27 protein-coding genes are annotated in these 23,739 nt (G+C 40.4%); 18 read left to right on the plus strand and 9 right to left on the minus strand.

Translation table 11 applies throughout. The features are described 5' to 3' along the window. Positions 1-71 precede the first annotated feature (71 nt). Complete coding sequence (locus tag CHH58_RS12580) at positions 72-1,757, minus strand: methyl-accepting chemotaxis protein (RefSeq protein ID WP_095233249.1); 1,686 nt, start codon at positions 1,755-1,757, stop codon at positions 72-74. Positions 1,758-2,122: 365 nt separating this feature from the next. Here CHH58_RS12580 and CHH58_RS18435 point away from each other — a divergent pair, with 365 nt between their 5' ends. Next, a complete protein-coding gene (locus CHH58_RS18435) occupies positions 2,123-2,293 on the plus strand; it encodes a hypothetical protein (protein ID WP_170937620.1) in 171 nt (56 codons plus the stop codon). A 641-nt stretch (positions 2,294-2,934) separates the two neighbouring features. Here the strand turns inward: CHH58_RS18435 and CHH58_RS12585 are convergent. Further along, complete coding sequence (locus CHH58_RS12585) at positions 2,935-3,429, minus strand: hypothetical protein (RefSeq protein ID WP_095233253.1); 495 nt, start codon at positions 3,427-3,429, stop codon at positions 2,935-2,937. A 180-nt stretch (positions 3,430-3,609) separates the two neighbouring features. On the opposite strand from CHH58_RS12585, the gene CHH58_RS12590 reads away from it, so the two are divergent. Beyond that, positions 3,610-4,842 (plus strand): CynX/NimT family MFS transporter, encoded by a 1,233-nt coding sequence (locus CHH58_RS12590; protein ID WP_095230814.1) that lies wholly within the window; start codon positions 3,610-3,612, stop codon positions 4,840-4,842. Positions 4,843-4,895: 53 nt separating this feature from the next. Here the strand turns inward: CHH58_RS12590 and CHH58_RS18790 are convergent, their stop codons facing one another. The 5 genes from CHH58_RS18790 to CHH58_RS12605 form a co-directional block, all read right to left on the minus strand. After that, complete coding sequence (locus CHH58_RS18790; protein ID WP_283162823.1) at positions 4,896-5,030, minus strand: hypothetical protein; 135 nt, start codon at positions 5,028-5,030, stop codon at positions 4,896-4,898. Positions 5,031-5,127: 97 nt separating this feature from the next. Then, complete coding sequence (locus CHH58_RS18440) at positions 5,128-5,268, minus strand: hypothetical protein (protein WP_170937621.1); 141 nt, start codon at positions 5,266-5,268, stop codon at positions 5,128-5,130. Positions 5,269-5,490: 222 nt separating this feature from the next. Further along, complete coding sequence (locus CHH58_RS12595) at positions 5,491-5,673, minus strand: hypothetical protein (RefSeq protein ID WP_095233254.1); 183 nt, start codon at positions 5,671-5,673, stop codon at positions 5,491-5,493. Positions 5,674-5,995: 322 nt separating this feature from the next. Continuing rightward, positions 5,996-6,388, minus strand: a complete 393-nt coding sequence (locus tag CHH58_RS12600) for a rhodanese-like domain-containing protein (protein ID WP_095230816.1) — start codon at positions 6,386-6,388, stop codon at positions 5,996-5,998. Between the two features lie 15 nt (positions 6,389-6,403). Next, a complete protein-coding gene (locus tag CHH58_RS12605; RefSeq protein ID WP_095260898.1) occupies positions 6,404-6,823 on the minus strand; it encodes a MarR family winged helix-turn-helix transcriptional regulator in 420 nt (139 codons plus the stop codon). A 261-nt stretch (positions 6,824-7,084) separates the two neighbouring features. Between CHH58_RS12605 and CHH58_RS12610 the strand changes: the two genes are divergently transcribed. The 6 genes from CHH58_RS12610 (at position 7,085) to CHH58_RS12635 (ending at position 12,842) form a co-directional block, all read left to right on the plus strand. Further along, positions 7,085-8,416: an alpha-glucosidase/alpha-galactosidase gene (locus tag CHH58_RS12610; protein WP_095262611.1), complete on the plus strand. Its 1,332-nt coding sequence runs from the start codon at positions 7,085-7,087 to the stop codon at positions 8,414-8,416. Between the two features lie 76 nt (positions 8,417-8,492). After that, positions 8,493-9,740 (plus strand): ABC transporter substrate-binding protein, encoded by a 1,248-nt coding sequence (locus CHH58_RS12615; protein WP_095233257.1) that lies wholly within the window; start codon positions 8,493-8,495, stop codon positions 9,738-9,740. Between the two features lie 56 nt (positions 9,741-9,796). Beyond that, on the plus strand, positions 9,797-10,711 hold the full coding sequence (locus CHH58_RS12620; RefSeq protein WP_095235289.1) for a carbohydrate ABC transporter permease: 915 nt from the start codon (positions 9,797-9,799) through the stop codon (positions 10,709-10,711). Further along, positions 10,711-11,541, plus strand: a complete 831-nt coding sequence (locus tag CHH58_RS12625) for a carbohydrate ABC transporter permease (RefSeq protein WP_095235290.1) — start codon at positions 10,711-10,713, stop codon at positions 11,539-11,541. Before CHH58_RS12620 ends, CHH58_RS12625 begins: the two co-directional genes overlap by 1 nt. Positions 11,542-11,636: 95 nt before the next feature. Beyond that, complete coding sequence (locus CHH58_RS12630; RefSeq protein WP_249275127.1) at positions 11,637-12,533, plus strand: AraC family transcriptional regulator; 897 nt, start codon at positions 11,637-11,639, stop codon at positions 12,531-12,533. 87 nt (positions 12,534-12,620) lie between these two features. Beyond that, positions 12,621-12,842 carry a hypothetical protein gene (locus CHH58_RS12635; RefSeq protein WP_095233258.1) on the plus strand — a complete coding sequence of 74 codons (222 nt, stop codon included), beginning with the start codon at positions 12,621-12,623 and terminating at the stop codon, positions 12,840-12,842. Positions 12,843-12,969: 127 nt separating this feature from the next. Here CHH58_RS12635 and fbp read toward each other — a convergent pair whose 3' ends face one another. Further along, complete coding sequence (fbp, locus tag CHH58_RS12640) at positions 12,970-14,901, minus strand: fructose-1,6-bisphosphatase (protein ID WP_095260901.1); 1,932 nt, start codon at positions 14,899-14,901, stop codon at positions 12,970-12,972. Between the two features lie 280 nt (positions 14,902-15,181). Between fbp and CHH58_RS12645 the strand changes: the two genes are divergently transcribed. The 10 genes from CHH58_RS12645 (at position 15,182) to CHH58_RS18195 (ending at position 22,795) form a co-directional block, all read left to right on the plus strand. Continuing rightward, complete coding sequence (locus tag CHH58_RS12645) at positions 15,182-16,054, plus strand: YitT family protein (RefSeq protein WP_095230824.1); 873 nt, start codon at positions 15,182-15,184, stop codon at positions 16,052-16,054. A 305-nt stretch (positions 16,055-16,359) separates the two neighbouring features. Beyond that, entirely contained in the window at positions 16,360-16,722 is a 363-nt protein-coding gene (locus CHH58_RS12650; protein ID WP_095262612.1) for a DUF3139 domain-containing protein, read from the plus strand. Positions 16,723-17,366: 644 nt separating this feature from the next. Then, positions 17,367-17,627: a YesK family protein gene (locus tag CHH58_RS12655; protein ID WP_095262613.1), complete on the plus strand. Its 261-nt coding sequence runs from the start codon at positions 17,367-17,369 to the stop codon at positions 17,625-17,627. Positions 17,628-17,673: 46 nt separating this feature from the next. Then, positions 17,674-17,964: a DNA-binding protein gene (locus CHH58_RS12660; RefSeq protein WP_095262617.1), complete on the plus strand. Its 291-nt coding sequence runs from the start codon at positions 17,674-17,676 to the stop codon at positions 17,962-17,964. 20 nt (positions 17,965-17,984) lie between these two features. Further along, positions 17,985-18,425 (plus strand): GNAT family N-acetyltransferase, encoded by a 441-nt coding sequence (locus tag CHH58_RS12665; RefSeq protein ID WP_170937622.1) that lies wholly within the window; start codon positions 17,985-17,987, stop codon positions 18,423-18,425. Between the two features lie 237 nt (positions 18,426-18,662). Next, entirely contained in the window at positions 18,663-19,499 is an 837-nt protein-coding gene (locus CHH58_RS12670) for a transketolase (protein ID WP_170937623.1), read from the plus strand. Continuing rightward, positions 19,496-20,446: a transketolase family protein gene (locus CHH58_RS12675; protein ID WP_095230829.1), complete on the plus strand. Its 951-nt coding sequence runs from the start codon at positions 19,496-19,498 to the stop codon at positions 20,444-20,446. Before CHH58_RS12670 ends, CHH58_RS12675 begins: the two co-directional genes overlap by 4 nt. Positions 20,447-20,467: 21 nt before the next feature. Next, positions 20,468-21,226, plus strand: a complete 759-nt coding sequence (locus CHH58_RS12680; RefSeq protein WP_095262615.1) for an SDR family NAD(P)-dependent oxidoreductase — start codon at positions 20,468-20,470, stop codon at positions 21,224-21,226. A gap of 55 nt (positions 21,227-21,281) precedes the next feature. Next, entirely contained in the window at positions 21,282-22,613 is a 1,332-nt protein-coding gene (locus tag CHH58_RS12685) for an MFS transporter (RefSeq protein ID WP_095262616.1), read from the plus strand. Positions 22,614-22,651: 38 nt separating this feature from the next. Then, entirely contained in the window at positions 22,652-22,795 is a 144-nt protein-coding gene (locus tag CHH58_RS18195; protein WP_141235098.1) for a GapA-binding peptide SR1P, read from the plus strand. Positions 22,796-22,827: 32 nt separating this feature from the next. Here the strand turns inward: CHH58_RS18195 and CHH58_RS12690 are convergent, their stop codons facing one another. Beyond that, positions 22,828-23,523, minus strand: coding sequence for a FadR/GntR family transcriptional regulator (locus CHH58_RS12690; protein WP_306452923.1), 696 nt, complete (start codon positions 23,521-23,523; stop codon positions 22,828-22,830). Positions 23,524-23,739 lie beyond the last annotated feature (216 nt).

Below are 23,739 nucleotides of genomic sequence, written 5' to 3' on the forward strand. Positions count from 1 at the left end.
ATGAAGATTACGCTTCTAACAATTTCTGACGCATCAAAAAAGATCCCTCAGATTATTTCTGAGGGATCTTTTTAATACTTAAACCGGTTAACAATCGTCTGTAACTCTTCCGCTAAATCCGAAAGAGATACAGCCGCATTCGAGATATCTTCCATGGAACTCAATTGTTCCTCTGTTGCTAAGGCAACTGCCTTGGAGCTTGATGATGTTTCTTTTGTTCCTGTTTCAAGAGTTGAGAGGCTATGCTGCACTACTTCTACACCTGCAGTTAATTGCTGGGTGGCAGCTGCTACTTCTTGAATTTGAGCTGTTACCTGTCCAACTAGATTTAAAATCTCTCTAAACTGTTGCTGGCTCTCACTGGCGTAATTCATGCCTGAATCCACATTTTGCTGCACGTTATGGATATTGACTACGGTATCTTTTGAGTCCGTTTCTATTGTGGAAACTAAGTGCTTAATATGGCTGGCAGATTGATTTGTTTCATCAGCCAGCTTTCGAACTTCTTCTGCTACAACTGCAAAACCTTTTCCTTGTTCTCCTGCTCGTGCAGCTTCTATGGCTGCATTTAATGCAAGGAGATTGGTTTGTTCAGAAATATCTGTGATGAGAGTCGACATATGACTTATTTCTGTTGTGCTTCTCACTAATGACTCTAATCCGCTGCCGGCTTCTTGAACAGACTGATTGATGACAGTCATTTGTTCTGACATCAAATTTACAGAAGAGGCGCCCAGCTCTGCTTTATCCTTCATAAAAGATGAATTTTCAGCAATGCTGTTTGTATTGTCTGCTACATTGGAAAGGCTCTCTAATATCTCTGTTATGGATCCGGAGCTCTGTTCTGTCATATTGTTTTGATTTGTACTAGTTAAGGCAATTTCCTTCATTGATTGTGAGATTTGGTCCGATGTAGCTCTAGACTGTTCAGAGCTTGCCGATAATTCTTCTGAAGCGGCCGCGACCTGTTGGGATGAACTGCTGATCTGTTTTACGATACCTGCCAGTGAGTGAACAAAAGCATTAAAGGATGCAGCAAGCTGACCAAATTCATCCTTACTTTTAACTGCGACTTTTTGAGTCAGGTCCGCATCTCCCTGTGCAATATCTTCAAGCTGCCTATTTAAACTTCTAAGAGGCACCAGGATGGATTTCAGAAGCAGCATACTCAAAAGGATTCCTAATATAATAGAAATTATTGTCACTGCACTAATGAACCATCCACTTACAGTTCCATATCTATGAATATCTGCTTCTAAATCATTTACATCATTATTCAATTGATCGACTAACTCATTAACGGATGGATCTAGTAATTCCTTGCGTAATGTTCTTTCCTCTCCTAAGTGAAGGGATTCGGCTTGTTCCGGATTGGAGGCAAACTGAGATACTACCTCCTGATTGATACTCCAAAACTCAGTAAAGTTATTCCGGATATCATTCACGTTCGTCATATAATCCTGATTGTGGATAAGTGATTCCAATTGATCTAAAGTAGAGAGAATATCATCAGATTTCTCTTCCATTCCGTCAGCAAAATCCTGTTCGCCAGTGATGATAAATCCTCTTTCATCATTCGATAAGCCAGCTAACCTATACTGGACATGCTTGATTTTGTTTTGAAACTCCATTTTATCCTTTAAGATATCATTCTTCTCGGTAATGGAAGAATTGATGAAAATGGATGAAACCCCAATTAATAATAAGGAAAATATTAAAATTGAGATTATCCCTAGAAGTTTTGTTTTGATTTTCACGATTAAATTCCTTTCTAATAAAAAAAACTCTTCAAACTAACATATTAATTAGCTGCTCAAAGCTATCAGGCTCCCAAACCAAGATATTCCTTTCTGGTTAATTAATATGCACGCTATATATATCGACCAACCTAGGTAATCTTAAAGGCTCTTGCGAAAGAGAGCTAGGTGTTCCGGGTTAATTTAAAAAGCCCCAGATTAATCTATAGCTCGCTATTATTGTTCAACAACGGCCTCTTTCATGTCGATTAACGTCAATAATGATCGTACGCATTAACAGCCTGTTTACAATTAATTGACCTCTCCTTAACAGGCCTTTGGTATCTTACTTATGTACCTTATTTTCTTAAAAGGGAGAGGCTTCAATGCTTAAAAAATGGATGGTAGCATTGGGAATGGTATCAGTACTTACGTTGGCGGCATGTAATAATAATGATGATGAAGATCCAGCTGATGATGAGCAAATTGAGGAACAAGAACAGGATCAAGATCAAGATACTGATGATACAGAAGAAGATACAGATCAATCTGAATAATATGTAGTGTCTAAAAGGCGTTCCATCATGGTACGCCTTTTTTTATTCTTAAATTGGAGCAATACAAACACACTAATATAGAAGTGAAAAAAGGTATGTGTGTAGAAAGTAAACATATACGTAATTACTAGCCTATATATCAAGGGGCTAAGCTCGAAACAGAGGTGATTTCTTGTTTAACACGATAAGGTACATAAGTATGAAAACGGCAATATTATTAGGGATTTGTTTTTACACTCTCACAATCTTAATTCATGTTTTAGTTATTAGCGGTATCCTCCCATATACATGGGTGAATGGTGGACGATCTGATTCATTCGCAACTCAATTCCAACTATCTATCATCAGTATTATTATTTGTATTATAGGAGGACTTTTTACTTTTTTTGCTGCTGAAAACAGAGTAGGAAGATTCAATAGAGGCATAACCATTATATGCTGGTTTCTTGTTATGCTGTGTTCCATTGGTTTAATCCAACAACTGTTAGGAACATCTTTTGAAAAGTTGGTTTGTTCGTTTATAGTGCTTCTTGGAATTATCTCGAACTTACGGTTAGCAGTTGAAACAAGAAAGCAATAAAAAGGCGATGTTATACGACTAAAAAAGCGTGAAATCTGTTGGCTAAGATTTCACGCTTTTTTTATAAACTCTTACACAAAACAATTACCCAATAAGGAGTAGCTTGAGCTGGGATGCTTTTCGTTGTGGGTCCATATACAACAATCAAATCCCGGTTCCCAAGGTTACCAGTAAAAGCTTGCCCGTTCGTTAATACTAGCGGTGTAAACTGTGATATATTTAGCTGCAATTGTCCATCGCTACTCACCAGCTGATTATCGAAGAAGCTGACTTTCACATTCTGGTTCTGGTTTTCCTTCACCATAACAAGCGCTGGAAACTGGGGAGGATAAATAAGAATCGCAGGTGCATCTCCATCATAATAGCCAGTCACGCGATCACCTACGGATACCATTGCATGATCAACGAAGTACGTAGTAGGCGATACAACAAAGTTCACTATTGATCCTGTATCGTTTTCGACAGTAAAGAATTTAAAACAGCCATCCGCTCGGCCATTGCCCTGGAAATCACTAATCATCGTTACAGTTCCATGGAAGGAATAAAAATTGGTCATATACATACCTCCATTGTTTTCCATGTACGATATGTAGGTCATTGCCTAAGGGACTGTGCGAATGCCTATAGGGCGACGCTATATTCATAATAATTATTAACTGTTGAATAAACTTCTTCTTCCAGTTTAAATTATTTGTTATGATGAATTATTGCATCTAACTTAGGAAGGATACTTTATGTGAACAGATCTAATACAAATACGCAAAAACGTTATTATACATTTTTATTAATACTAGCAATTCTTTTCATAGCTGCTACTTTGCGTTCACCGCTTACTTCCGTTGGGCCGCTTATACCATTCTTCCGGGAAGAACTGGACGTTTCCAACTCCATGGTTGGTCTGGTAAATACATTACCGCTGCTTGCTTTTGGTGTTTTTTCATCATTAGTGCCTAAGATATCGAGTAAGTTTGGCATGGAGTTAACGCTGTTAGCTGCAATGTTCATGCTGACTATAGGTATTTTTATTCGGGCTTTGAGCGGTCTTCCGCTATTGTTATTTGGGACTGTTCTACTGGGGATGGCCATCGCTTTTGGGAATGTGCTGATGCCGGGTTTGATCAAGTCTAGTTTTCCGTATCAAATCGGGCTGATGACAGGCATATATTCCGTTTCAATGAACATTTTCGGAGCGCTTGCTTCAGGTATTTCCGTGCCGATAGCATCTGTACCTAGCTTTGGCTGGCGGAATGCGATGCAAATATGGAGTATCCTCTCCTTAATAGCAATTGTTATCTTATTGCTTCGATTACCGGCAGCACGTTCGGAAAAGAAAGTATTTGTGAAAGTAGAGAACAAAGCCTCTCGGGGGATTTTTAAATCTAAGATTGCGTGGGCTGTAACGCTATTTATGGGTTTGCAATCCTTCATACCGTACAGCCTGTTTACATGGCTGCCAGATATATTAATGTCCAAAGGGTTCGATGAAAGTGAAGCGGGTTGGCTCATTGCCATTTATCAGCTAGGGCTTATCCCTACGACATTCATTGCACCTATCATTGCGGGCAGAATGAAAAACCAGCGGCTAATAGGCTGTATTGCGGGCCTATTATTCTTCTTTGGATTAGTTGGGGTTTCGTTTGTTTCCTCTCATCTTATTATCGCACCTCTTATATTGACGGGGGTTGGTGCAGGAACAGCATTCAGTTTAGCCATGATGTTCTTTGTTCTAAGGACTAATTCTATTGCGGAATCTTCCCAGCTATCAAGTATGGCTCAATCGGTCGGCTACTTGGTTGCTGCCATGGGACCGCTTCTGCTTGGAACCATCGCTGAAAAGACAAATGGATGGACGGTACCGCTCATTATTCTTATGATTGCTGCTTTATGCATTGCCTTCTTAGGGACGATTGCAGGTAAAAATCAAAAGATCTCTGTTGGTACACAACCAACAGGTGAAGAGAGAAGTTAGGTAATAGTAAATAAGTAAAAAAAGAAGATCAACATGTGATCTTCTTTTTTTACTTAAAATCTAATGGATAATCCGGCGCCGCCAGGATCCCCTTGTTTTTCAGCGGTATTAGTGTGTTCTGTATATCCCGCAATGCCACTTACAATAATCGTAACAGCTAGAATCAAAGTGAAAATTACTTTTTTCATTAAAGCCCTCCTTTTATTGTAGAGCAAGAGAAAAGTACTGTACGACAAGTTCATAGGTTAGTTTGGAAGTATAGAGCTTGTCCTTTTACAGGTAAGATTATTTATCTAAGATGATGGAAAAACCGCCACCACCCGGATCGTTTTTGTTACTTACGGTAGAGCCATGGTCAGCATATCCTGCAATGCTACTTACAATAATCGTAACAGCTAAAATCAAAGTAAAAGTTACTTTTTTCATATAAAAAGCCCTCCTTTTTATTGTAGAGCAAGGGAAGATACCTTGCGGCAGACCTTAGATATTCTTAGAAGTTTAATCAGCTTGTCATCTTTAATTTTGCTTAAAATCTAATAGAAAAGGCTTCTGCTAGATGCAGATAATGTCGGTGGATATCTGTGAAGTGGTCTTGAAGTTCTTTTGCTTTATCAAGCGATACGGCGCTTTTCAGAGGAGTGTCCTGAATCAGGAAATAACGGCTTTCCAGTACAAGTATGCAATAAGGGATTCGTGACTATACTCGTCTATGTTACTTTTTAGCTCTTCATAGATACTGGTAGAGGCTTCTTTCTTATCAAGTCGAATACTGACAGACCAGTTTTCCAAGCGACCAGCAATGTCGATAAAATCCGTACTACTACGACTCATTGTGCAAGGCCCCTCAAAAATTAATAGATTAATAGGATATAGCTTAATTTTACCAACTATTGTCGGTTTGTGTATTGGGAATCATTTACACTAACAAGTCGGAATAATAAGGAATTAAACTACCAGATTTCCTGAAATAGAACAATTTTATTCGGAGAGTCGCTAGGAAACACTTAAAGAAGTAGGGGGGATAGAGGTAAGTATTGAAAGATGCAGCTCTAAACTCAAGAAAAGCCTAATGAATATGCCTGCTTGAATTTAACGCGCTACTCTCCGTTACCTTCTTCATCATGTTTCTTCAATTTGAGTTTTTCTTAGTAGATTAACATCCACAATTATCAGCTATAGTATCTTCTGGAGTCGCTGTTGAAATAGGAAAATTCATTTCTTTCCATGCTGCAATGCCTCCAGTTAACTCTCTCACTGTATAACCTTGCTCTAATAGAAACTTAGCTACCTTAGCTGCAGTGTTACACCAGACATCCCAGCAATAAAGAATAATTTCCTTCTCTTTTGGTATTTCACTAATTCGAGCTGCTATCTCTTGTTCAGGGATAACAGCAGCACCTTGAATGGTTACATTCCTTACATGTGCAGGGCCATTTCGAACATCAATTAGAAAGTATTTATCCGGGTCGGCTTGATTTGATCTTAGGTAATCCATTGGGCTTATTGTAGCTTCCAGGCGTGCATTGAAGTAATCTAATGTATTCATTTTTACTCTCCTCTTTTATATTGATTTCCAAACTTTGTTAAGAAAATTTTTAAGTAATTGTTTTTCTTGCTGATCTAAGGGTGCAAGAACTTCTGATTCAATATCGGTTAAATACTCCCAGCGCGAAGATAATATCTCATTACCTTTCTCCGTAATCAGAAGGCTATAGGATCTTCTGTCATTCGGATTTTTTGTCCTTTCCACATAGCCCAGATTCTCCAAATGATCGATATGACTAACCATTGTAGTTCGGTCGATTTGCAGTTTATCTGAAATTTCCTTCTGGGAGCAATAAGGATTCTCTTGAATGTATAAAAGTACGCCGTATTGTCGGGCGTTAATTTGAAAGCCGACAAGGCCTTCGGCAAATTTATTTTCCATCTGCTGCAGAACCTTCCCGAATAAGAAGCCGTAAGATTGATTCCATTTGTTCATTATTTCTTCACCTCCTGCAATTAATCAGTATGTTATATAATCAGCTTAACTGATTAATTTAGAAAAAGCAATTGTTGAATAAAAACGCCTTCCTAGAGTGAGCGAAATAAACATTGTGAAAATATCAAGAAATATAGAAAGCAATATTTTACCCTTTTTTTCAATTTTATTTACCATTGCCCTCACAAGTGAAAGCGCTTTAATATTTAATGAAGCAATGATTTCCAAAAAGGAATCTTTTGATTATCAGGAGGCTGTCAGATGAAAAAAATTACGTTTATTGGAGCGGGAAGTACAATTTTCACAAAGAATGTATTGGGGGACTGCATGTTATCTCCTGCACTGCAAAATTTCGAATTTGCTTTATTCGATATTGATGAGGTGCGGTTAGAGGAGTCGGAGCTGTTGTTAAATGCCTTGAGTCTTACTTTACAGGCAGATGTCTCAATCAAGACATATACAAATCGCAAAGAAGCACTAAAGGATGCGAGTTACGTTATTAATGCTATTCAGGTGGGTGGTTATAAACCAAGTACTGTGATCGACTTTGAGATTCCAAAAAAGTATGGGCTCCGGCAGACGATTGCCGATACGGTCGGTATAGGGGGTATATTCCGATCGCTGCGGACGATTCCGGTTATGCTTGATATTGCCAAGGATATCGAGGAGGTCTGTCCCGATGCTTGGCTGTTAAATTACACAAATCCAATGGCGGCTCTTACTGGTGCGGTTTCTCGCTATACGAATGTAAAAATGGTTGGACTATGCCATAGTGTGCAAGTGTGTACGAAAGATTTGCTGAAGGATCTTAATATACCGCACGAAAATATAGAGGAGAGGATTGCAGGTATTAACCATATGGCATGGCTGCTTGAGATTAAATCGAATGGCAAGGACCTATATCCTGAGATCAAGAAACGAGCTAAAGCAAAGCAAAAAGAGAAGCATCATGATATGGTCCGCTATGAGCTAATGGACAAATTCGGCTATTACGTAACTGAATCCTCTGAGCATAATGCGGAATACCATCCGTATTTTATTAAAGATAAATATCCGGAATTGATTGATCGTCTAAATATTCCGCTGGATGAGTACCCGCGTCGCTGTGAGGCGCAGATTACCAATTGGCAGAAAACCAAAAGCGAGCTGATGAACAATCAAGGTTTAACCCATAAGCGTTCTCGTGAATACGGGTCGAGGATCATTGAAGCGATGGAAACAAATGAACCGTTTGTATTTGGCGGGAATGTCGTAAATACTGGGGGACTGATCAGCAACTTACCTGAAAAAGCAGTCGTCGAGGTGCCTTGTATAGCGAACCGAAATGGTGTTACACCAGCTTATATGGGCGAATTGCCGGAACAGCTGGCGGCTTTAAACCGCACGAATATTAATACGCAGCTCTTAACAATTGAAGCTGCCATTACAAGATCGAAAGAGAAAATCTACCAAGCTGCTCTGCTAGATCCGCACACCGCTGCTGAGCTTTCCATGGAAGACATTATCAGTATGTGTGATGATTTAATCGAGGCTCATGGAGAGATGCTGCCTGCCTATCATTCTGAAAATGAAACAGTCAGCCTTAGAAATTAAAGGCTGTTTGTTTCTAAATATAATGTAAGCGCTTTAAATAAGAGAGTCTATCAAAAATAGAAATGTGAGGGATATCATGAAAAAGAAAATGACATTACTTCTAGTTTCTTTATCAGCGGCTTTTGTGCTGTCAGCGTGCGGAAACAGTGCCAATGGCGATGGACAAACAAAATTAACGCTCATGTCAACAGCAACGAATAAGGCAGACCAAGAAATCTTTAAGGAGGTCGTGTCTGAATTTGAAGAGGAAAATCCGGATATCGATATTGAAGATACGTATCCGACAGATGGGTATGAAGAGATGGCACGCGTCAAAATGGCAGCAAACGATATGCCGGACTTATTTGATACACATGGTTGGTCAACTACTCGTTATGCTGAATATACCGAGGATCTAAGTGACATGGAATGGACGGAGAATCTGGATGAAGCCATGGCGGATATCTTAACTGATGAGACTGGGAAGCTGAATGCTTATCCGATAAATCAAGCACTTGATGGACTGACATACAACAAAAATCTGTTAGATGAGTATGGAATTGAGCCGCCTGAAACGTTTGATGAATTCATGACAGCACTCGAAACAGTGAAAGAAAAGAGTAACGGAGAAGTTGTACCTTTCTGGCTGGGTGGTTCAGATAAAAGTCAATTTGGGCAGTACTTCGATCAGTTCGCAACGCCACTGTTGATCACGTCGCCTTCCAACAGTCATGGTGATGCTTTACTGGATGGGTCCTTTGACTGGTCACATTACACATACCTGCCGGAGAAGCTTGAAGAGATGAATGATAAAGGATTGCTGAATAAAGATGCAGTTACGGCTCAGACAACCCAGGTAGCGGATTTATTAGCTCAAAATAAAGTGGCATTTATTATGATGAGTGGTTCGATTGGACGTGAGGTATCTGAGCTGAATCCAGATGTACAGCTGGGCACGATGCCGGTTCCTGCTATACATGAAGATGATAAGCCAAGCTGGATTGGCGGTGAGCGCTTTACTTTAGCCATTTCAAAGGACTCCGAGTATAAGGAAGAAGCTAAGAAATTCATCGAGTATATCGCACAGCCGGAAGTCGCGAAAAAATTTGCAGAAGGAACATCACTGCCGGATGCGTTAACCAATGTTGATGCCGATAATTATTTTGCCGATTTTTATAGCCAATATGAAGGTACACGGATTGAGCCTTATTTTGACCGAGCATATCTGCCAAGCGGAATGTGGGATCCAATGGGCGCTACAGGTCAAGAGCTTGTCTCAGGAGCAATGACACCGGAACAAGTATCAAAGAAAATGAGCGAAGAATATAGTCGCTTAGTGAAATAGCAAAAAAATAGAGGGAGCTCATGCTCCTTCTGTTTATTAAAAGGAGATGAAAGAGCATGGATCAGCCTTTATCATCGACTGCACAAGCAAAAAAAGCGAAAAAACGCAGAAAAGAATCCTCTCTTTGGTGGATGTACCTGCCAAGTGTCTTGCTCGTCCTGCTATTTATTGTTTACCCCTTTTTAGATGGCATCAGAATTTCCTTAACAAATTGGAATGGATTTTCACAAGTCTATGATTATGTTGGGTTTGAACAATACAAGCGAATGTTTGCAGATCCCGATACATGGCTGGTTGTGAAAAACACTCTGTTGTACGGAATCGGGAGTACGGTGTTGCAAAATATTATCGGTCTCGGCTATGCTTTATTGCTTAATCACCATTTAAAGGTGCGGACGTTAACACGCACAATCATTTATTTACCTGTAATTATCAGCCCGCTTGTTATGGGTTACATCTGGTATTTTTTCTTCGCCTACCAAGGAGGAGCGCTGAACGATATTTATAACTGGCTTGGTTTGGATCCGGTCAATGCGCTCGGAAACCCAGATGTGAACCCGTACATTATCGTTTTCGTAAATACGTTTCAGTTTGTTGGTGTTGCGATGATCATCTATCTGGCTGGTCTGCAGAGTATTTCCAAAGAGTATTATGAAGCAGCGAATATAGACGGTGCATCAAGCTGGTCAAAGTTTAAAAATATCACGCTGCCATTGCTGGCACCTGCGATCACAATTAATGTTGTCATCAACATCATCGGCGGATTGAAATTATTTGATGTAATTGTCTCGTTGACAAATGGTGGACCAGGAAATGCCTCACAATCGATGTCGACATTTATGTACTCGCTTTATTTTGCGCGGCAGGATGCGGGTTACGCAGCAACGCAAGGTGTATTAATGGCAGTGATTATATTGGTGCTTAGTTTGGCAGCGCTTTTCTACCTAAAACGAAAAGAGGTGGAAGCATAATGAATCAAGTGTCCAAAAGGGCAAAATGGTATTTAACAGCTGTGGCTTTAGTGATAACTTTGCTTCACTTAATTCCTTACTACATTTTATTAACAACCGCGTTTAAGCGGGCTGGCGACTTTTCATCAAAATGGCTGTTCCCGGATTACTTTAGCTTAGAAAACTTTACAAATGCTTGGGAACAGGCGAACTTGTCTAATGCGTTCATGAATACCTTTGTCATCACCTTCTTTGCGGCAGCAATGCTTATATTGTTTGGTTCCTTGGCAGCCTACGCACTGGCAAGACGCCAGACAAGGCTGAATAAGTATGTGTATATGTTATTTGTCGCAGTTATGGTCATTCCGCCACTGACAGCATTGGTACCGTTATATCAGCTTGTCGTAGACGTTGGCCTGATGAACACACGCCTGGTAGCTGTACTAAATAATGTGGCTGCTTTCTTACCGTTAACCATTTTCCTATATGCAGGTTTCATTCGTTCCACGGTACCGAAAGAATTGGAGGAAGCGGCGAAAATGGATGGAGCCAGCACCATCGGCATCTTCTTCCGAGTAGTGTTCCCCCTGCTGAAACCAATTACGGCAACAGTATTGATTCTATCTTGTGTTTATATTTGGAACGATTATCAGTTTGCCATCTTCTTCTTGCAAGATTCAGATATGCATACATTGACTGTAGCCCTGGCAAGCTTCTTTGGTCAAAACACTAGCCAGCTCGGCCTTGTCGGAGCGGCTGCACTGATTGCATCATTGCCAATGGTTTTCTTGTTTTTGTTCCTGCAGCGCTTCTTTATTGAAGGACTTGCGGCGGGAAGTGTCAAAGGGTAAAGAAGAGTCATATCAAAAGCATAATCGAGCAAAAATTAAAGCGGCTATTTTCAGTCGCTTTGTTTGTGTTTCTGCTTTTAGAACGGAGGGATATTATGTCTGTCAATCAGCGAGAGGAAGGGTACGGTGTATATGGTTTTCACTTCTATGACGCGCTTTTTAATGATATAGCGAACATTTTATTACTAGGACGAGACAAAAAAACTCCCGGCACCGTCTATGATTGGTACGGGATGAAGAGGGAAGACGTGGGAACTTATGTATTTCAATATACCTTATCCGGAACAGGGCAGATTCAAATAGAAGGAACAAACTATGCATTGAAGCCAGGGGAAGCATTCATCGTGGAGATACCAAGTGACCATCGTTATTATCTGCCTGAAGATAGTGACGGCTGGGAATTTATTTTTATTACCTTGGTGGGCAGCAAAGCAGCAGAATGCTGGCGGTTTGCCAGAGCTCGAAATGGTTCTGTGCTAAAGATCTCCCCTGATTCAAAGTTGATTCATCTGTTGTTTCGTATATATCAGGATACGGCAGAACAAAAGATTACAGACGTTTATCATGCCTCTTCAAAAGCCTATGAGTTTATGATGGAATTGTATCGTTTTGTATGGAATCTTGAAAAATCACCAAATGACCTTTCTATTCCAATCGCAAAGACTCTCTCCTATATTCAGGCGAATTATGCTGAACCTATTGCCCTAAATGATATTGCGGCTGCTTCTGGCTACTCGCGTTATTACTTTTTGAAGCAGTTTCAAAAAGAGCTGCACATGACCCCAATTCAGTATCTGACAAAGATTAGAGTCCAGAAGGCAGCTGATCTTCTGCTTGCGACAACACATTCCGTTAATGAAATAGCTTTACAAGTAGGATACAGCAATGCCAATTACTTTAATAAAGTCTTCCGCAAAGCAGTGGGGCTGTCTGCGGGCAAGTTCAGAAGAAATAAGATTCCATCTAAGATTGATCATTTAATTATTGATTAGATGATATTCAAAAAAATCTAAAAAGCACGAACTAAAGTAAGTTAAAGAACCATATAATTCAGCCGATAGATAGAGCGGAGGGGTTATATGGATAAATTGGATTTTTCAAGTGTTGATAATTCTATCATTAATGAGATGGCTGGCAGGCTAGGAATCTTTATGGGGGCGTTACTAGGGGTAGGAATAATAGTAATTATAATTTTTAAGTTATTAAGAGTTCCTAATAAGTTGGCTTCTTTTCTATCTACTTGCATAATGCTTTATACTGCTTATCTATTAGTTACCAAATTTAACGTTTTTACAATGTAAGAAGTGAATTTATATTAGATAATGAGCAGTTATAAAACCGTACATTAGTTGTAGGTATACCAAAGGCCCCTATGTTTAATAGGAGCCTTTGAACCACGCCAGGTTAAGTAATTCTCACGTTTCTCTTTCACTTCATATACCGATACTCCATCAAATCCCTGAGTATATTAATCTCCTGGCATAATTCCTCGCCGACATTCGTTTCCAGAACCTTTTTCCGCTCCAGTTCTTTATCGACTAATCGCTTAACAGACAATACATCCGTACCGTCATGCAGCACTTCGTTTTTGGAGTTAAAGTGCTTATGGGCGACGAGCTTCATGCCATAGGAGTTATACAATAATGTGTATCCGGCGATGCCTGTTTTCGATTGATAAGCTTTAGAAAATCCGCCGTCGATGACGATAATTTTCCCGTTCGCTTTGATTGGATTTTCGCCTTCGATTTCTTTTACAGGTGTATGACCGTTAATGATGTGGCCATGTTCCGGATCTAGATCGAATTCTGTTAGGATTTTTTCGCACGTTTCCTCGTTTTCACGCAGGTAGTAATAATGGTTTTTGATTTCTTTATGGGTTACTTTATCCTTGATAAAGTAACGCTCAAAGGTTGTCATGGCTCTTTTTCCGAAGAGGGAAGAGTATTCACCTGTCCATAAATACCAGACCATATCTGTCGCCAGGTCATCCGTTACTTCTGGATGAGCAAATGAATAACGAAGGAATTGCTCGAACCTATCTAGCAGCTCGCGGCCTGCGTATTTTTTACCCTCGATCTCCATATTCTCCATGTTGCCATTTTCATCTATCGGTATGCATCCGTGTATCAATAGGTTACCGTTATAGCGCAGATAAAGACTGCCTTTCCTCATGAGGAAGTTCATGTGTCTAGCCAGCTTTTCAGAATGTTGAACAGAGAATAGCAGTTTTTCGATCACTTGCTGTTCTTCTTCTAATAGCATATCAGGCTGCTTCGGATTGATTGTGCTAAAGCATGTATTTTCTAATGGGTAAGCTTCGCCATTCAGTGTAATCTCGTTTGAATTAAAATCGATTTTCTCAAGCAATAACCGTTCTTCCATATTGAAAAACGCTCGTCTTTTGATAATTGGGCTCTCTAGTTTGAATTGAATCATTGAAATTGCTTGGTGCATTTTTGTTATTTGTACAATTTCTTCCTCAGATGTTTTCTTATCTGCTTGCGTTTTAGGACGAAACGCAGGGTTATCGTCATAATATTTCTCCGCCAGATTAAGAAGCGGGCGAAGGTTGATGCCGTACACATCTTCAATAATGTCTAAGTTGTCATAGCGCGCACAAATACGAAGGATATTCGCTAGACAAACCTTTGATCCAGCAAAGGCGCCGATCCAAAGCACATCATGATTTCCCCATTGCACATCAACAGAATGATAATTGATGAGTTCTTCCATAATTTTATCCGGTTCAGGTCCGCGATCATAAATATCGCCTACAACATGCAGGTGATCTACCACAAGCTGGTGCGTACTGTATGCAAGTCCTGTGATTAGCTTATCAGCTTGTCCGAGCGAAATAATTTGCTCGAGAATTTCGTGATAATATTGTTCCTTATTTCCGGATTCTTCTGTCTTGTACAACAGTTCTTCAATAATATAAGCAAATTGATTAGGCAATGCCTTACGCAGTTTGGAACGAGTATATTTAGAAGAGGCATACGAGATAAGCTTGATCATTCGTTTGATCGTCTTTTTATACCACTCGTTAAGATCCTCGTCCTGATTAAAATCATTTTTTATGATTTGCAGTTTTTCTTCTGGGTAGTAAACCAAAGCAGCCAGCTCATCAATTTCTTTTTCAAAGATGACGCCGCTGAAGATATCCCTGATTTTTTCTTTTACTCTACCAGAGCCATTTCGCAGCACATGCTGGAATGCTTGATATTCTCCGTGTAAGTCACTTACAAAGTGCTCCGTACCCTTAGGGAGATTGAGAATAGCTTTTAAATTGATAATTTCAGTGACTACTTTTTCTTCTGTATCATATTTCTGAGCTAGTAAGTCTAAGTATTTGGTGTTCAAGATTATGTATCTCCTTTCAGAATTACTAACTTTTACATAATTTTACTTCTACTATTATAAGATAAAACTGCAAGTATAGGTGGAATTTGTGTTATTGTATCGAATTTTAATAGTTACATAATGATAGTATCTTATTTTTCCCTTTCTGACCAAGAGATGAAACATGATAAAATTGGCAGTTCAATTGTGGAAAGAAATAAGAATAATCTTAGGAATTAGCAGAGGTCATACTGCTTGTGGTAAAATTACAAGGTTAAAAAATTTAGAATGAGGTATTTGTATGAGCAAAATCAGAAAGCGTAACCGAAGTAAGTTATTTATCTTTATACGAGGCCTGTTCGTTATCCTCGGAGGATTCATCGCAGCATACGGCTTGGAAACCGTTCTTATTCCAAACAATGTATCAGACGGAGGCGTCACTGGTATCAGTATCGTCATTTCAGAATTAGCTGGGCTGCCGTTAGGTATACTAATTGCCATAATTAATCTTCCATTTGTGTGGTTAGGATATAAACAGATAGGTAAAAGCTTTGCGATCTATTCGATTATCGGAATCGCGTCATTATCTATCGGTACAGCTCTTATGCACCACATGCCAGCCATTGTTGAAGGGGACACACTGCTCGTTACCGTTGTCGGAGGTATTATTCTAGGTATTGGTATGGGTCTCGCATTACGTAACGGCGGAGCAGTAGACGGCATTGATATGCTGGCAGTTCTTTTATCACGTAAATTACCATTTGGAACAAGTGATTTGATCTTATTCCTTAATATGTTTGTCTTCATCTTTGTTTCCACTGTATTTGGTCTGACGGGAGCCATTCTCTCAGCAATCGCCTACTTTATCGCATCTAAAGTCATCCACATCGTAGAAGAAGGTCTAAGCGGTTCGAAAACCTTCAAAATTATTACAACCGAGCCTAAGCTAATGGTAGAAACCATTCGCGACCGGTTGGGAAGAAGTGCTACCTACAAGGAAGCATACGGCGGATATACACATGAAAAATTCATGGAAATCACATGTGTTATTAACCGTTTAGAGGAAAGTAAGCTAAAAGAAATAATCAATGATATTGATGATGGAGCTTTTGTTACGATTTATGATGTAGCAGAAGTTAAGGGTGGGACGTTTAGGAAGAGTGATATTCACTAACCATAATGGAACCTTTATGTTGAAATGAAATACTTTTAAAAGCGTGTGATCTTGCTTATTAAGATTGCACGCTTTTATTATGTGATTATATTCTCTAACATAAGATGTTCTTTAATGTAGGTTAGAGAACAGATGGGATGTAGAACTCCGGAAAATAATTTAAGTAGTATGAACTATTAAGACACTTGATGAACACAAAAACATAGTAGATTATCTTAGTCAGTGCCGATTTTATTAACGAAAAATTATAGTTAGATACGTTTTTTTGGGTTCAATTGGTATATACCTATAAAAGAGGAGCACCTATGAAAAAGAGAATTATAATCAGCGTACTGTGGATAGTCCCATTGATAATTATTGCTTTCCTATGTATATATTTCACCAACAGATACAATGCTGAGAAAGAAATCGATCAATATATTCAAGACTACGGAATTACTAAAGCTGAGATAAGTAATGAGGAATATCCATTGTTCAACTCATTAAGTGTACCAAAAGGATTTTTTAAAACAATATATACAAAAGAAGATGAGGGAAATTATTACATTTTCCAGTTTGATAATAAAAAGGTTATCTTCTCTGCTGTTGTAGAAGGGAATGAAGTTTCAATTGATGATAAATTAATTGAGAAACTGAAACATCAACCTTCTGAAAAGGTTCTGCCTTAATCTTGTAATTTAAGCTCTAGTAAATTATAAAGAACCACGTAAACAAAAAAGTTTGCGTGGTTCTTTACGTGATGTAGACCTTTAGAATGTCCATTATAAATACTTCTCTGATATACGTTTATGTTCTTATAATTGGAGTCTGTAAGAAGGCTCTTAAATTGCGTCATACCCGGCGGACCGTTTTCTTTTTACTTTAAATCAAAATGTGTTTTTACTAATTCCTAATGCTTTCAATTATGAATCTGCCATCCACACGCATATTCCTAAGACCCATATCTTTTCCATCCTTCACTACCTTATGAGCAAACGCGCTATCCCTCTTCATCCAATTTCATCACACTTATAATAGGTAAAACCATATTTAGCTGCCAGCTTTCGGGCAATAGTCGTTTTACCTGCACAAGGAGAGCCACCGATCCAATAAATATGTGAGAGTTCTTGTTTGAGGTTAATCAATGGTTCATACACCTTTTCGTTACATTAGGAGAATCCTATTATAGATTATTTCGAGAAGTTATACTTACTGGTTACTCTATGGAACTATTGGTAATCCGATTCGTAGTACAACTTATACAGCATTTTTCAAGGCATCTCAGAAGAATGAAGGGGTTAACCAGATTTTTTTAGTAACCAGTAGGGAGGTTATGATGGAGTTTTGGTTTATGATCATTATTTTTGCAGCACTTATTATCGGTATTTCTTTATTCTTTAAAAATAAGAAGCCACCAGTTATGTACGTAATCCCTTCTGCATTTACGGCAGTAAGTATTGTATTGCTAATTGCTAGTTTCGTAATTGGCGGCTTTAGTGGAATGGGAATGACAGTTAGTAGTATCGGCTTGTTAATTTCTTCAGCAGCTGCATTAATTGTTGTCAGTTTGTTTGGTTTTTTAAAGAGCGAATGAAATTTAAGTCTTATAAAGCAGTAAAGGAGTTAAATAAATGGACATCATGGAAATTGATTTCTTTTGGATAGGTCTAGGTATAGCCGCATTTGGCTACTTCATCGGTAATGGTTTAAAAAATTTCAAGAATCCAGAAGGTAAGTTTCTGTTTGACGACGAATATCCTACTTTAATCAAGGAAAAGGATTTGCATACATATCTTAATTTGAGTAAGGCAGAGGTTGCAGATTTACTGAACAAGCATCCTAATGCTCCAAAAGTAGAATTAGATGGAACTACATATTATCCTTATAAGCCGTTTATGAAATGGGTCACGTCGACAGAGATTTATCAATAGTACAGAAGGGGGAATCTTTCATGGAAATAACCTTAAGAGCTATTGATTCTGATAATTGGCATGATTGTATAAAGCTTACAGTAAGTGAAGAACAGAAACAGAACGTAGCCGAAAATTCCGTGTCGCTCGCACAGGCTGCTTATGAGAAGCAGTGGTATCCGCATGGTGTATACACGAATGATATGTTAGTCGGTTTTCTAATGTTTGGAACAGATCAGGAAACAAAGCGCGTAGAGGTGTGCCGTTTCATGATTGACATGCAGCATCAAGGAAAGGGCTACGGAAAAGCGGCGCTTATTAAGCTTTTCGATCTGATTAAGATCAGGTATGGCGCTATTTCTTTCTATACGAGCATCGTGCCGGAGAATCATGCTGCAAAGAAGCTTTATGAAAGTGCAGGATTCAGCATGACAGGGGAAGTCATGTGGGAAGAGCTAGTGATGATGAAACAGATAGTGTAAATTTCTCTTGTAGAAATAATATTTGTTGGCTTTAAACACAATTCTGTGTAGAGAATTGTGTTTTTTTGTATTCTCATGTGATTTCATAACAATTCCATTTAGGCTTTTGCATCAATTTAACATTTATACTGGACACCGTTTAAAAATGGAGGTATGATGTTTTCAACACCACTTGTAATACAAGTATACAAGTATATGAGTTTACAAGAGGATCACTTAGGAACAGGAGTGTGGCATATGCAGCAAACAAGCGTTGAACAGTTGAAACAGCATGCGATTGAATTACGCAAAACAGCAGTCACGATGGTGTATGAAGCACAGTCTGGGCACCCGGGAGGTTCCTTGTCGGCTGCGGATGTTATATCTGCTTTATATTTCAGAGAATTGAATGTAGATCCGACCAATCCGAAATGGGAAGATCGGGATCGATTCGTTTTATCAAAAGGGCATGTAGCCCCAATACAATATGCAGCTTTAGCTTTACGAGGCTTTGTTTCAAATGAAAGCGTATACACTTTACGCCAGTATGGATCACCTTTCCAAGGGCATCCGGATATGAAGAAATGTCCAGGTATTGATATATCAACAGGATCATTAGGCCAAGGTCTATCTTGTGCTGTCGGCATGGCAATTGCAGGGCAGCGTGATGAAAAAGACTATCGCGTATTCGCAATGGTAGGCGATGGGGAGTGCCAGGAAGGACAGATTTGGGAAGCGATTCAAGCGGCAGTCAAATATAAGCTGGATAACTTGATCGTATTCGTGGACAATAACAGGCTGCAGATAGATGGTTTCTGTGAGGATGTTATGCCGCTGCTCGATCTGGAAAAGAAATTCGATGCATTTGGTTTTGATACTACGCGCATTGATGGACATAGCATGGAGCAAATCGTCGAGACATTGGATACCTTTGCGAAGCAGAAGAACGGGAAGCCGAAGTGCATTGTCTGCGATACCGTGAAAGGAAAAGGTGTTTCTTATATGGAGGACCAAGCTGCATGGCACGGTACAGCACCGAACAAAGAAGAATTTGAGTTGGCAATCAAGGAACTAGAAGGAGGCTTGCCGGTATGAGTGTGACAAAAAAAGCCGTCGAGAAAAAAGCGACAAGAGCTGCATTTGGAGACGAAATTGTCCGTTTGGGTGAGTCGAATAAAGATATTTATGTTGTGGATATTGATATCGGGAAATCTTGTAAAACAGATAAGTTCATTGAAAAATTCCCGATGCAGCATATCAATGTTGGAATTGCCGAACAGAATGGTGCTGGTATCGCAGCAGGACTAGCGACAACAGGAAAGATTCCATTCATCAGTACGTACGCTGTGTTCGGATCCCTTCGTATGGCAGAGCAAATTCGTCAGGAAGTCTGCTATCCGAACTTGAATGTGAAGATTGCTTGCTCCCACGGCGGGCTGACACCAGGAAATGACGGCGGAAGTCACCAGGCGATTGAGGACATGGGTGTCATGCGATCATTCCCGAACATGACAGTCATTATGGGAGCGGATTATCATTCTACTCGCAAATTGATTGCCGAAGCAGCTGCGATGTACGGTCCGGTTTACCTGCGGTTTACGCGAGATGCGGTACCGATGATTTATGACGAGAACGAGACATTCGAAATCGGCAAAGCCAAGAAACTTCGTGACGGGGAGGACATTGCCATCATTGCAAACGGTGATACCGTGCGTTTAGCAATTGAAGCGGCTGAACAGCTGGAGCAAAATGGCATTTCCGTCAAGCTGCTCGATATGCATACAATCAAACCGCTAGATGTAGAAGCTGTCAAAGATTGTCTGGATATCGGAAGAATCATCACCGTCGAAGATCACAATATCCTGAATGGTCTAGGCAGTGCTGTAGCTGAAGTCATAGCTGAAGCAGGGAAGGGGCAGCTGGCTCGTATCGGTGTACAGGACAGATTCGGTGAATCAGCACCTTATGAGAAGCTACTTGAAATCAACGGCATTACCGTAGAAGACATTATCGCAAAAGCAAATCAATTACTAACAAACTAATAGCATAGGGGTCTGGAGAACATGTTCAAATTGGATGAGCGAGTCGCAATCGTTACAGGTAGTGGATCTGCAAAAGGAATCGGCCGGACTATCGCGCTGACACTTGCCCAGCAAGGTGCAAAAGTAGTTATTGCTGATATGAATAAGGAAGGTATCGAAGAGACGGTAGCTGTCATAACGGAAGCCGGCGGAACAGCTCTGGGAGTAGAAGTCAATGTAACAGATAAAGCATCTGTTGATGCAATGGTAGAAAAGACGCTAGATGCATTCGGGCGAATCGATATTCTCGTTAACAACGCTGGTATTTCACAAAAAGTGACAGTAGAAGAAATGACACTCACAGACATCACGAAGATCTTCAACGTCAATATGTTCGGGCTGTTCCTTTGTACGCAAGCGGTATTAGCGCCAATGCGCAAGCAGAAATTCGGCCGCATCGTCAGTTTGTCTTCCGTTTCCGCGAAGCGCGGTGGTGGTGTGTTCGGAGGGGCGCATTATTCCGCATCCAAAGCAGCAGTACTTGGATTCTCCAAGAACCTTGCACGGGAAGTGGGACTGGATGGCATCACTGTTAACTGTGTTGCTCCGGGATTAGTGAATACGGATATTTGGAAGTCGCTGCCGCAGGAAGATGCGTTGCAAGTCATCTCTGGTATTCCGCTTGGCAGACCAGGGGAGACGAAGGAAATCGCATCTGCAGTTGCATTCCTTGCATCAGAAGAATCCTCCTATATTACCGGGGAAGAAATTGATATCAATGGTGGCTCGCATATGGACTAAAGAATGGGCGGGCCGCTAGCCCCGTCCTGCATCTGAAATGATTGGAGGAATAATCTTGGAGCAGCACATGCTTGAGAAATCCACTACTCGGAAAGTTACATTACGTCTGATACCGTTTCTGTTTCTTTGTTTCTTTATCTCGATCCTGGATCGGGTGAATATCAGTTTTGCAGCTTTACAGATGAATGAAGATCTTGGTTTCTCGAATGCCGTCTACGGTCTTGGAGCGGGTATATTCTTCTTAGGCTACTTCCTGCTGGAGGTACCGGGAAGTGCAATCATGACGAGGATTGGAGCGCGGCGCTGGATCAGCAGAATCATGATCTCGTGGGCAATTATTGCGATCTTCATGGCATTTGTAACAGAACCATGGCAGTTCTATACGGCACGATTCCTATTAGGGGTAGCCGAAGCAAGCTTCTATCCATGTATGGTGTACTATTTGAGTGGCTTCTTCCAATCAAAACACCACGCAAAGGCAATTGCTGCCTTCATGCTAGCCATACCGGGAGCCAATGCAGTCGGAGCACCATTATCTACATTCTTGATGCAGATTAATTGGTTGAACCTTGCAGGATGGCAGTGGTTGTTTATTTTGGAAGCGGTTCCAGCTCTTATTCTGGGAATCATCTGCTTCTTCTACTTGGATGATCGTCTGGAAGATGTGAAATGGCTGAAGGAAGAAGAAAGGAACTGGCTTCTGGATGTGACGCAAAAAGAAAAGGAAGCGAAGCAGCAAGTAAAACATTACACATTTGCGCAGGCGCTGAAAGATCGAGATGTATTGATTTTATCCGCTGGGTACTTCTGCTGGATGTTCGGTTACTATGGTATCAATATGTTCCTCCCGACCTTGTCGCAGTCCATGTCGGAATCCTTGTCGATTAGTACACAGGGGCTAGGCTGGCTGCTTGGACTGATGTATGCTATCGCTATGGTGGCAATGATCCTTGTTGGGAACCACTCAGATAAAAAGAACGAAAGACGTTGGCACGTGGCTGCTTGTTTAACAACAAGTGCAATCGCTATGATAGCGAGCAGCTATGTGGCGGAATCGAATATTATTCTTTCCTTTGTGTTGCTCACAATTGCATTGTGCGGGGCTTTCGGAGCGTACTCTCCATTTTGGGCGATACCGCCTTCCTTCCTTACTGAATCAGCTGCTGCAGGTGCGATTGCTTTGATCAACAGTATCGGGAATCTTGGCGGATTCTTCGGACCGTATGCCGTCGGTTATATCCGGGATACAACAGGTTCTTTCACAATGAGTATGTTTTTCCTTGGTATAAGCATGATTCTAAGCTCGCTTATCATAATATTCCTAGTGAAGCAGTCCGGAAAAGCAGTCTCTCGGATTGCTGAAAAGAAACTCGGTAAATCAAGCTGATAGTTGCATGACAAAAAACTCAATCGGAGGCGAAGAAAATGGAAGAGAAATTGAATTCGAAGCAAACGATTATTTGTCAAGATTGCGAAGATGTGATTGATGTGGCAGACAGCCCGGAAGGCGGACGTGTGTTGTACGGTGTATGTCTGGAATGCCGAGATGATAATGGAGTAGCGGAATAAAGAGAAGAGGAGTCAGCATCTGCTGACTCCTCTTATACTTTCCAATACCGTTCATACAGGTTATCCATGTGAAGCTTCATCAAGGCTTCTGCTTTTTCCTCGTCATGGTCCTCAATTGCTTCAATTAAATTCTTGTGCTCATGGAAATTCACGCCGCGAAAATCAGGTCTTGTTACTGTACGATCACGGATGAAAGTCCACATTTGCTGCTGCTTCATGGCGCTGCTGATGGTAGCCATGAACTGGATGTATAGATCATTATGGGATGCTTTTGCTATGCCATTATGCAATTTTTCATCCGTTTCTGGAACATATACACCTTCATTTGTTTCCTTCTCCATCTGCTTGATTGTCTCATTCAGCTCTTTTAAATCTTCCTCTGTGGCTCGCATTGCCGCGAATCGTACGATAAGCGGTTCGATGTTCATCCGAGCTTCCACAATATCCTCTGGGGACACATTTGATAAGAAAGCAGGGGAATAGATCTCATCAGCTGGCAAAGACTTAATGAAAACACCCTCCCCTTGTCTGGAATAAGTGAATCCGTTCATTTCCAATGCGCTCATCGCTTGGCGCACCGGAGCTCTGCTTACACCGAATTGTTCACATAGTTCTCGTTCTGATGGCAGCTTATCTCCGACCTTGAAAGCACCAGACTTCATCTGCTCAACGATTTGTTCATAAATCTGTATGTATAGTCTTTTATTTGTTACTGGATTAAAGTTCATGATGACCCACCTCATTATAGGAGTTCCTTCTTAAATTATAATGCTTTGCGGTCGTTCCGGCAAAAGAGGAGTGAGCGAGAGCGTGCAGGAAGTCGCCTCATTTGAGATTAATGCAGAAAAGTTATTTAAGTCCTACGCCATTTTGGAAAAATATGGACTATAGTAACATATGTTCGGTCCTTGACCTTTGATATAATAGTAGGACAATAGCATAAG

The sequence above is a fragment of the Terribacillus saccharophilus genome (assembly GCF_002272745.1).
Lineage (GTDB): Bacteria > Bacillota > Bacilli > Bacillales > Amphibacillaceae > Terribacillus > Terribacillus saccharophilus_B.

What these genes read in the sequence shown, in the direction of transcription:
- CHH58_RS12625 (WP_095235290.1), top strand. Translation starts at nt 10,711, where the DNA reads ATGAATCAAGTGTCCAAAAGGGCAAAATGGTATTTAACAGCTGTGGCT.
- CHH58_RS18790 (WP_283162823.1), bottom strand. Translation starts at nt 5,030, where the DNA reads ATGAAAAAAGTAATTTTCACTTTGATTCTAGCTGTTACGATTATTGTA.
- CHH58_RS12615 (WP_095233257.1), top strand. Translation starts at nt 8,493, where the DNA reads ATGAAAAAGAAAATGACATTACTTCTAGTTTCTTTATCAGCGGCTTTT.
- CHH58_RS18440 (WP_170937621.1), bottom strand. Translation starts at nt 5,268, where the DNA reads ATGAAAAAAGTAACTTTTACTTTGATTTTAGCTGTTACGATTATTGTA.
- CHH58_RS12635 (WP_095233258.1), top strand. Translation starts at nt 12,621, where the DNA reads ATGGATAAATTGGATTTTTCAAGTGTTGATAATTCTATCATTAATGAG.
- CHH58_RS12620 (WP_095235289.1), top strand. Translation starts at nt 9,797, where the DNA reads ATGGATCAGCCTTTATCATCGACTGCACAAGCAAAAAAAGCGAAAAAA.
- CHH58_RS18195 (WP_141235098.1), top strand. Translation starts at nt 22,652, where the DNA reads ATGGAAGAGAAATTGAATTCGAAGCAAACGATTATTTGTCAAGATTGC.
- CHH58_RS12600 (WP_095230816.1), bottom strand. Translation starts at nt 6,388, where the DNA reads ATGAATACATTAGATTACTTCAATGCACGCCTGGAAGCTACAATAAGC.
- CHH58_RS12605 (WP_095260898.1), bottom strand. Translation starts at nt 6,823, where the DNA reads ATGAACAAATGGAATCAATCTTACGGCTTCTTATTCGGGAAGGTTCTG.
- CHH58_RS12670 (WP_170937623.1), top strand. Translation starts at nt 18,663, where the DNA reads ATGCAGCAAACAAGCGTTGAACAGTTGAAACAGCATGCGATTGAATTA.
- CHH58_RS18435 (WP_170937620.1), top strand. Translation starts at nt 2,123, where the DNA reads ATGCTTAAAAAATGGATGGTAGCATTGGGAATGGTATCAGTACTTACG.
- CHH58_RS12675 (WP_095230829.1), top strand. Translation starts at nt 19,496, where the DNA reads ATGAGTGTGACAAAAAAAGCCGTCGAGAAAAAAGCGACAAGAGCTGCA.
- CHH58_RS12660 (WP_095262617.1), top strand. Translation starts at nt 17,674, where the DNA reads ATGGAAATTGATTTCTTTTGGATAGGTCTAGGTATAGCCGCATTTGGC.
- CHH58_RS12655 (WP_095262613.1), top strand. Translation starts at nt 17,367, where the DNA reads ATGATGGAGTTTTGGTTTATGATCATTATTTTTGCAGCACTTATTATC.
- CHH58_RS12610 (WP_095262611.1), top strand. Translation starts at nt 7,085, where the DNA reads ATGAAAAAAATTACGTTTATTGGAGCGGGAAGTACAATTTTCACAAAG.
- CHH58_RS12630 (WP_249275127.1), top strand. Translation starts at nt 11,637, where the DNA reads ATGTCTGTCAATCAGCGAGAGGAAGGGTACGGTGTATATGGTTTTCAC.
- CHH58_RS12645 (WP_095230824.1), top strand. Translation starts at nt 15,182, where the DNA reads ATGAGCAAAATCAGAAAGCGTAACCGAAGTAAGTTATTTATCTTTATA.
- CHH58_RS12690 (WP_306452923.1), bottom strand. Translation starts at nt 23,523, where the DNA reads ATGAACTTTAATCCAGTAACAAATAAAAGACTATACATACAGATTTAT.
- CHH58_RS12680 (WP_095262615.1), top strand. Translation starts at nt 20,468, where the DNA reads ATGTTCAAATTGGATGAGCGAGTCGCAATCGTTACAGGTAGTGGATCT.
- CHH58_RS12585 (WP_095233253.1), bottom strand. Translation starts at nt 3,429, where the DNA reads ATGACCAATTTTTATTCCTTCCATGGAACTGTAACGATGATTAGTGAT.
- CHH58_RS12595 (WP_095233254.1), bottom strand. Translation starts at nt 5,673, where the DNA reads ATGAGTCGTAGTAGTACGGATTTTATCGACATTGCTGGTCGCTTGGAA.
- CHH58_RS12650 (WP_095262612.1), top strand. Translation starts at nt 16,360, where the DNA reads ATGAAAAAGAGAATTATAATCAGCGTACTGTGGATAGTCCCATTGATA.
- CHH58_RS12665 (WP_170937622.1), top strand. Translation starts at nt 17,985, where the DNA reads ATGGAAATAACCTTAAGAGCTATTGATTCTGATAATTGGCATGATTGT.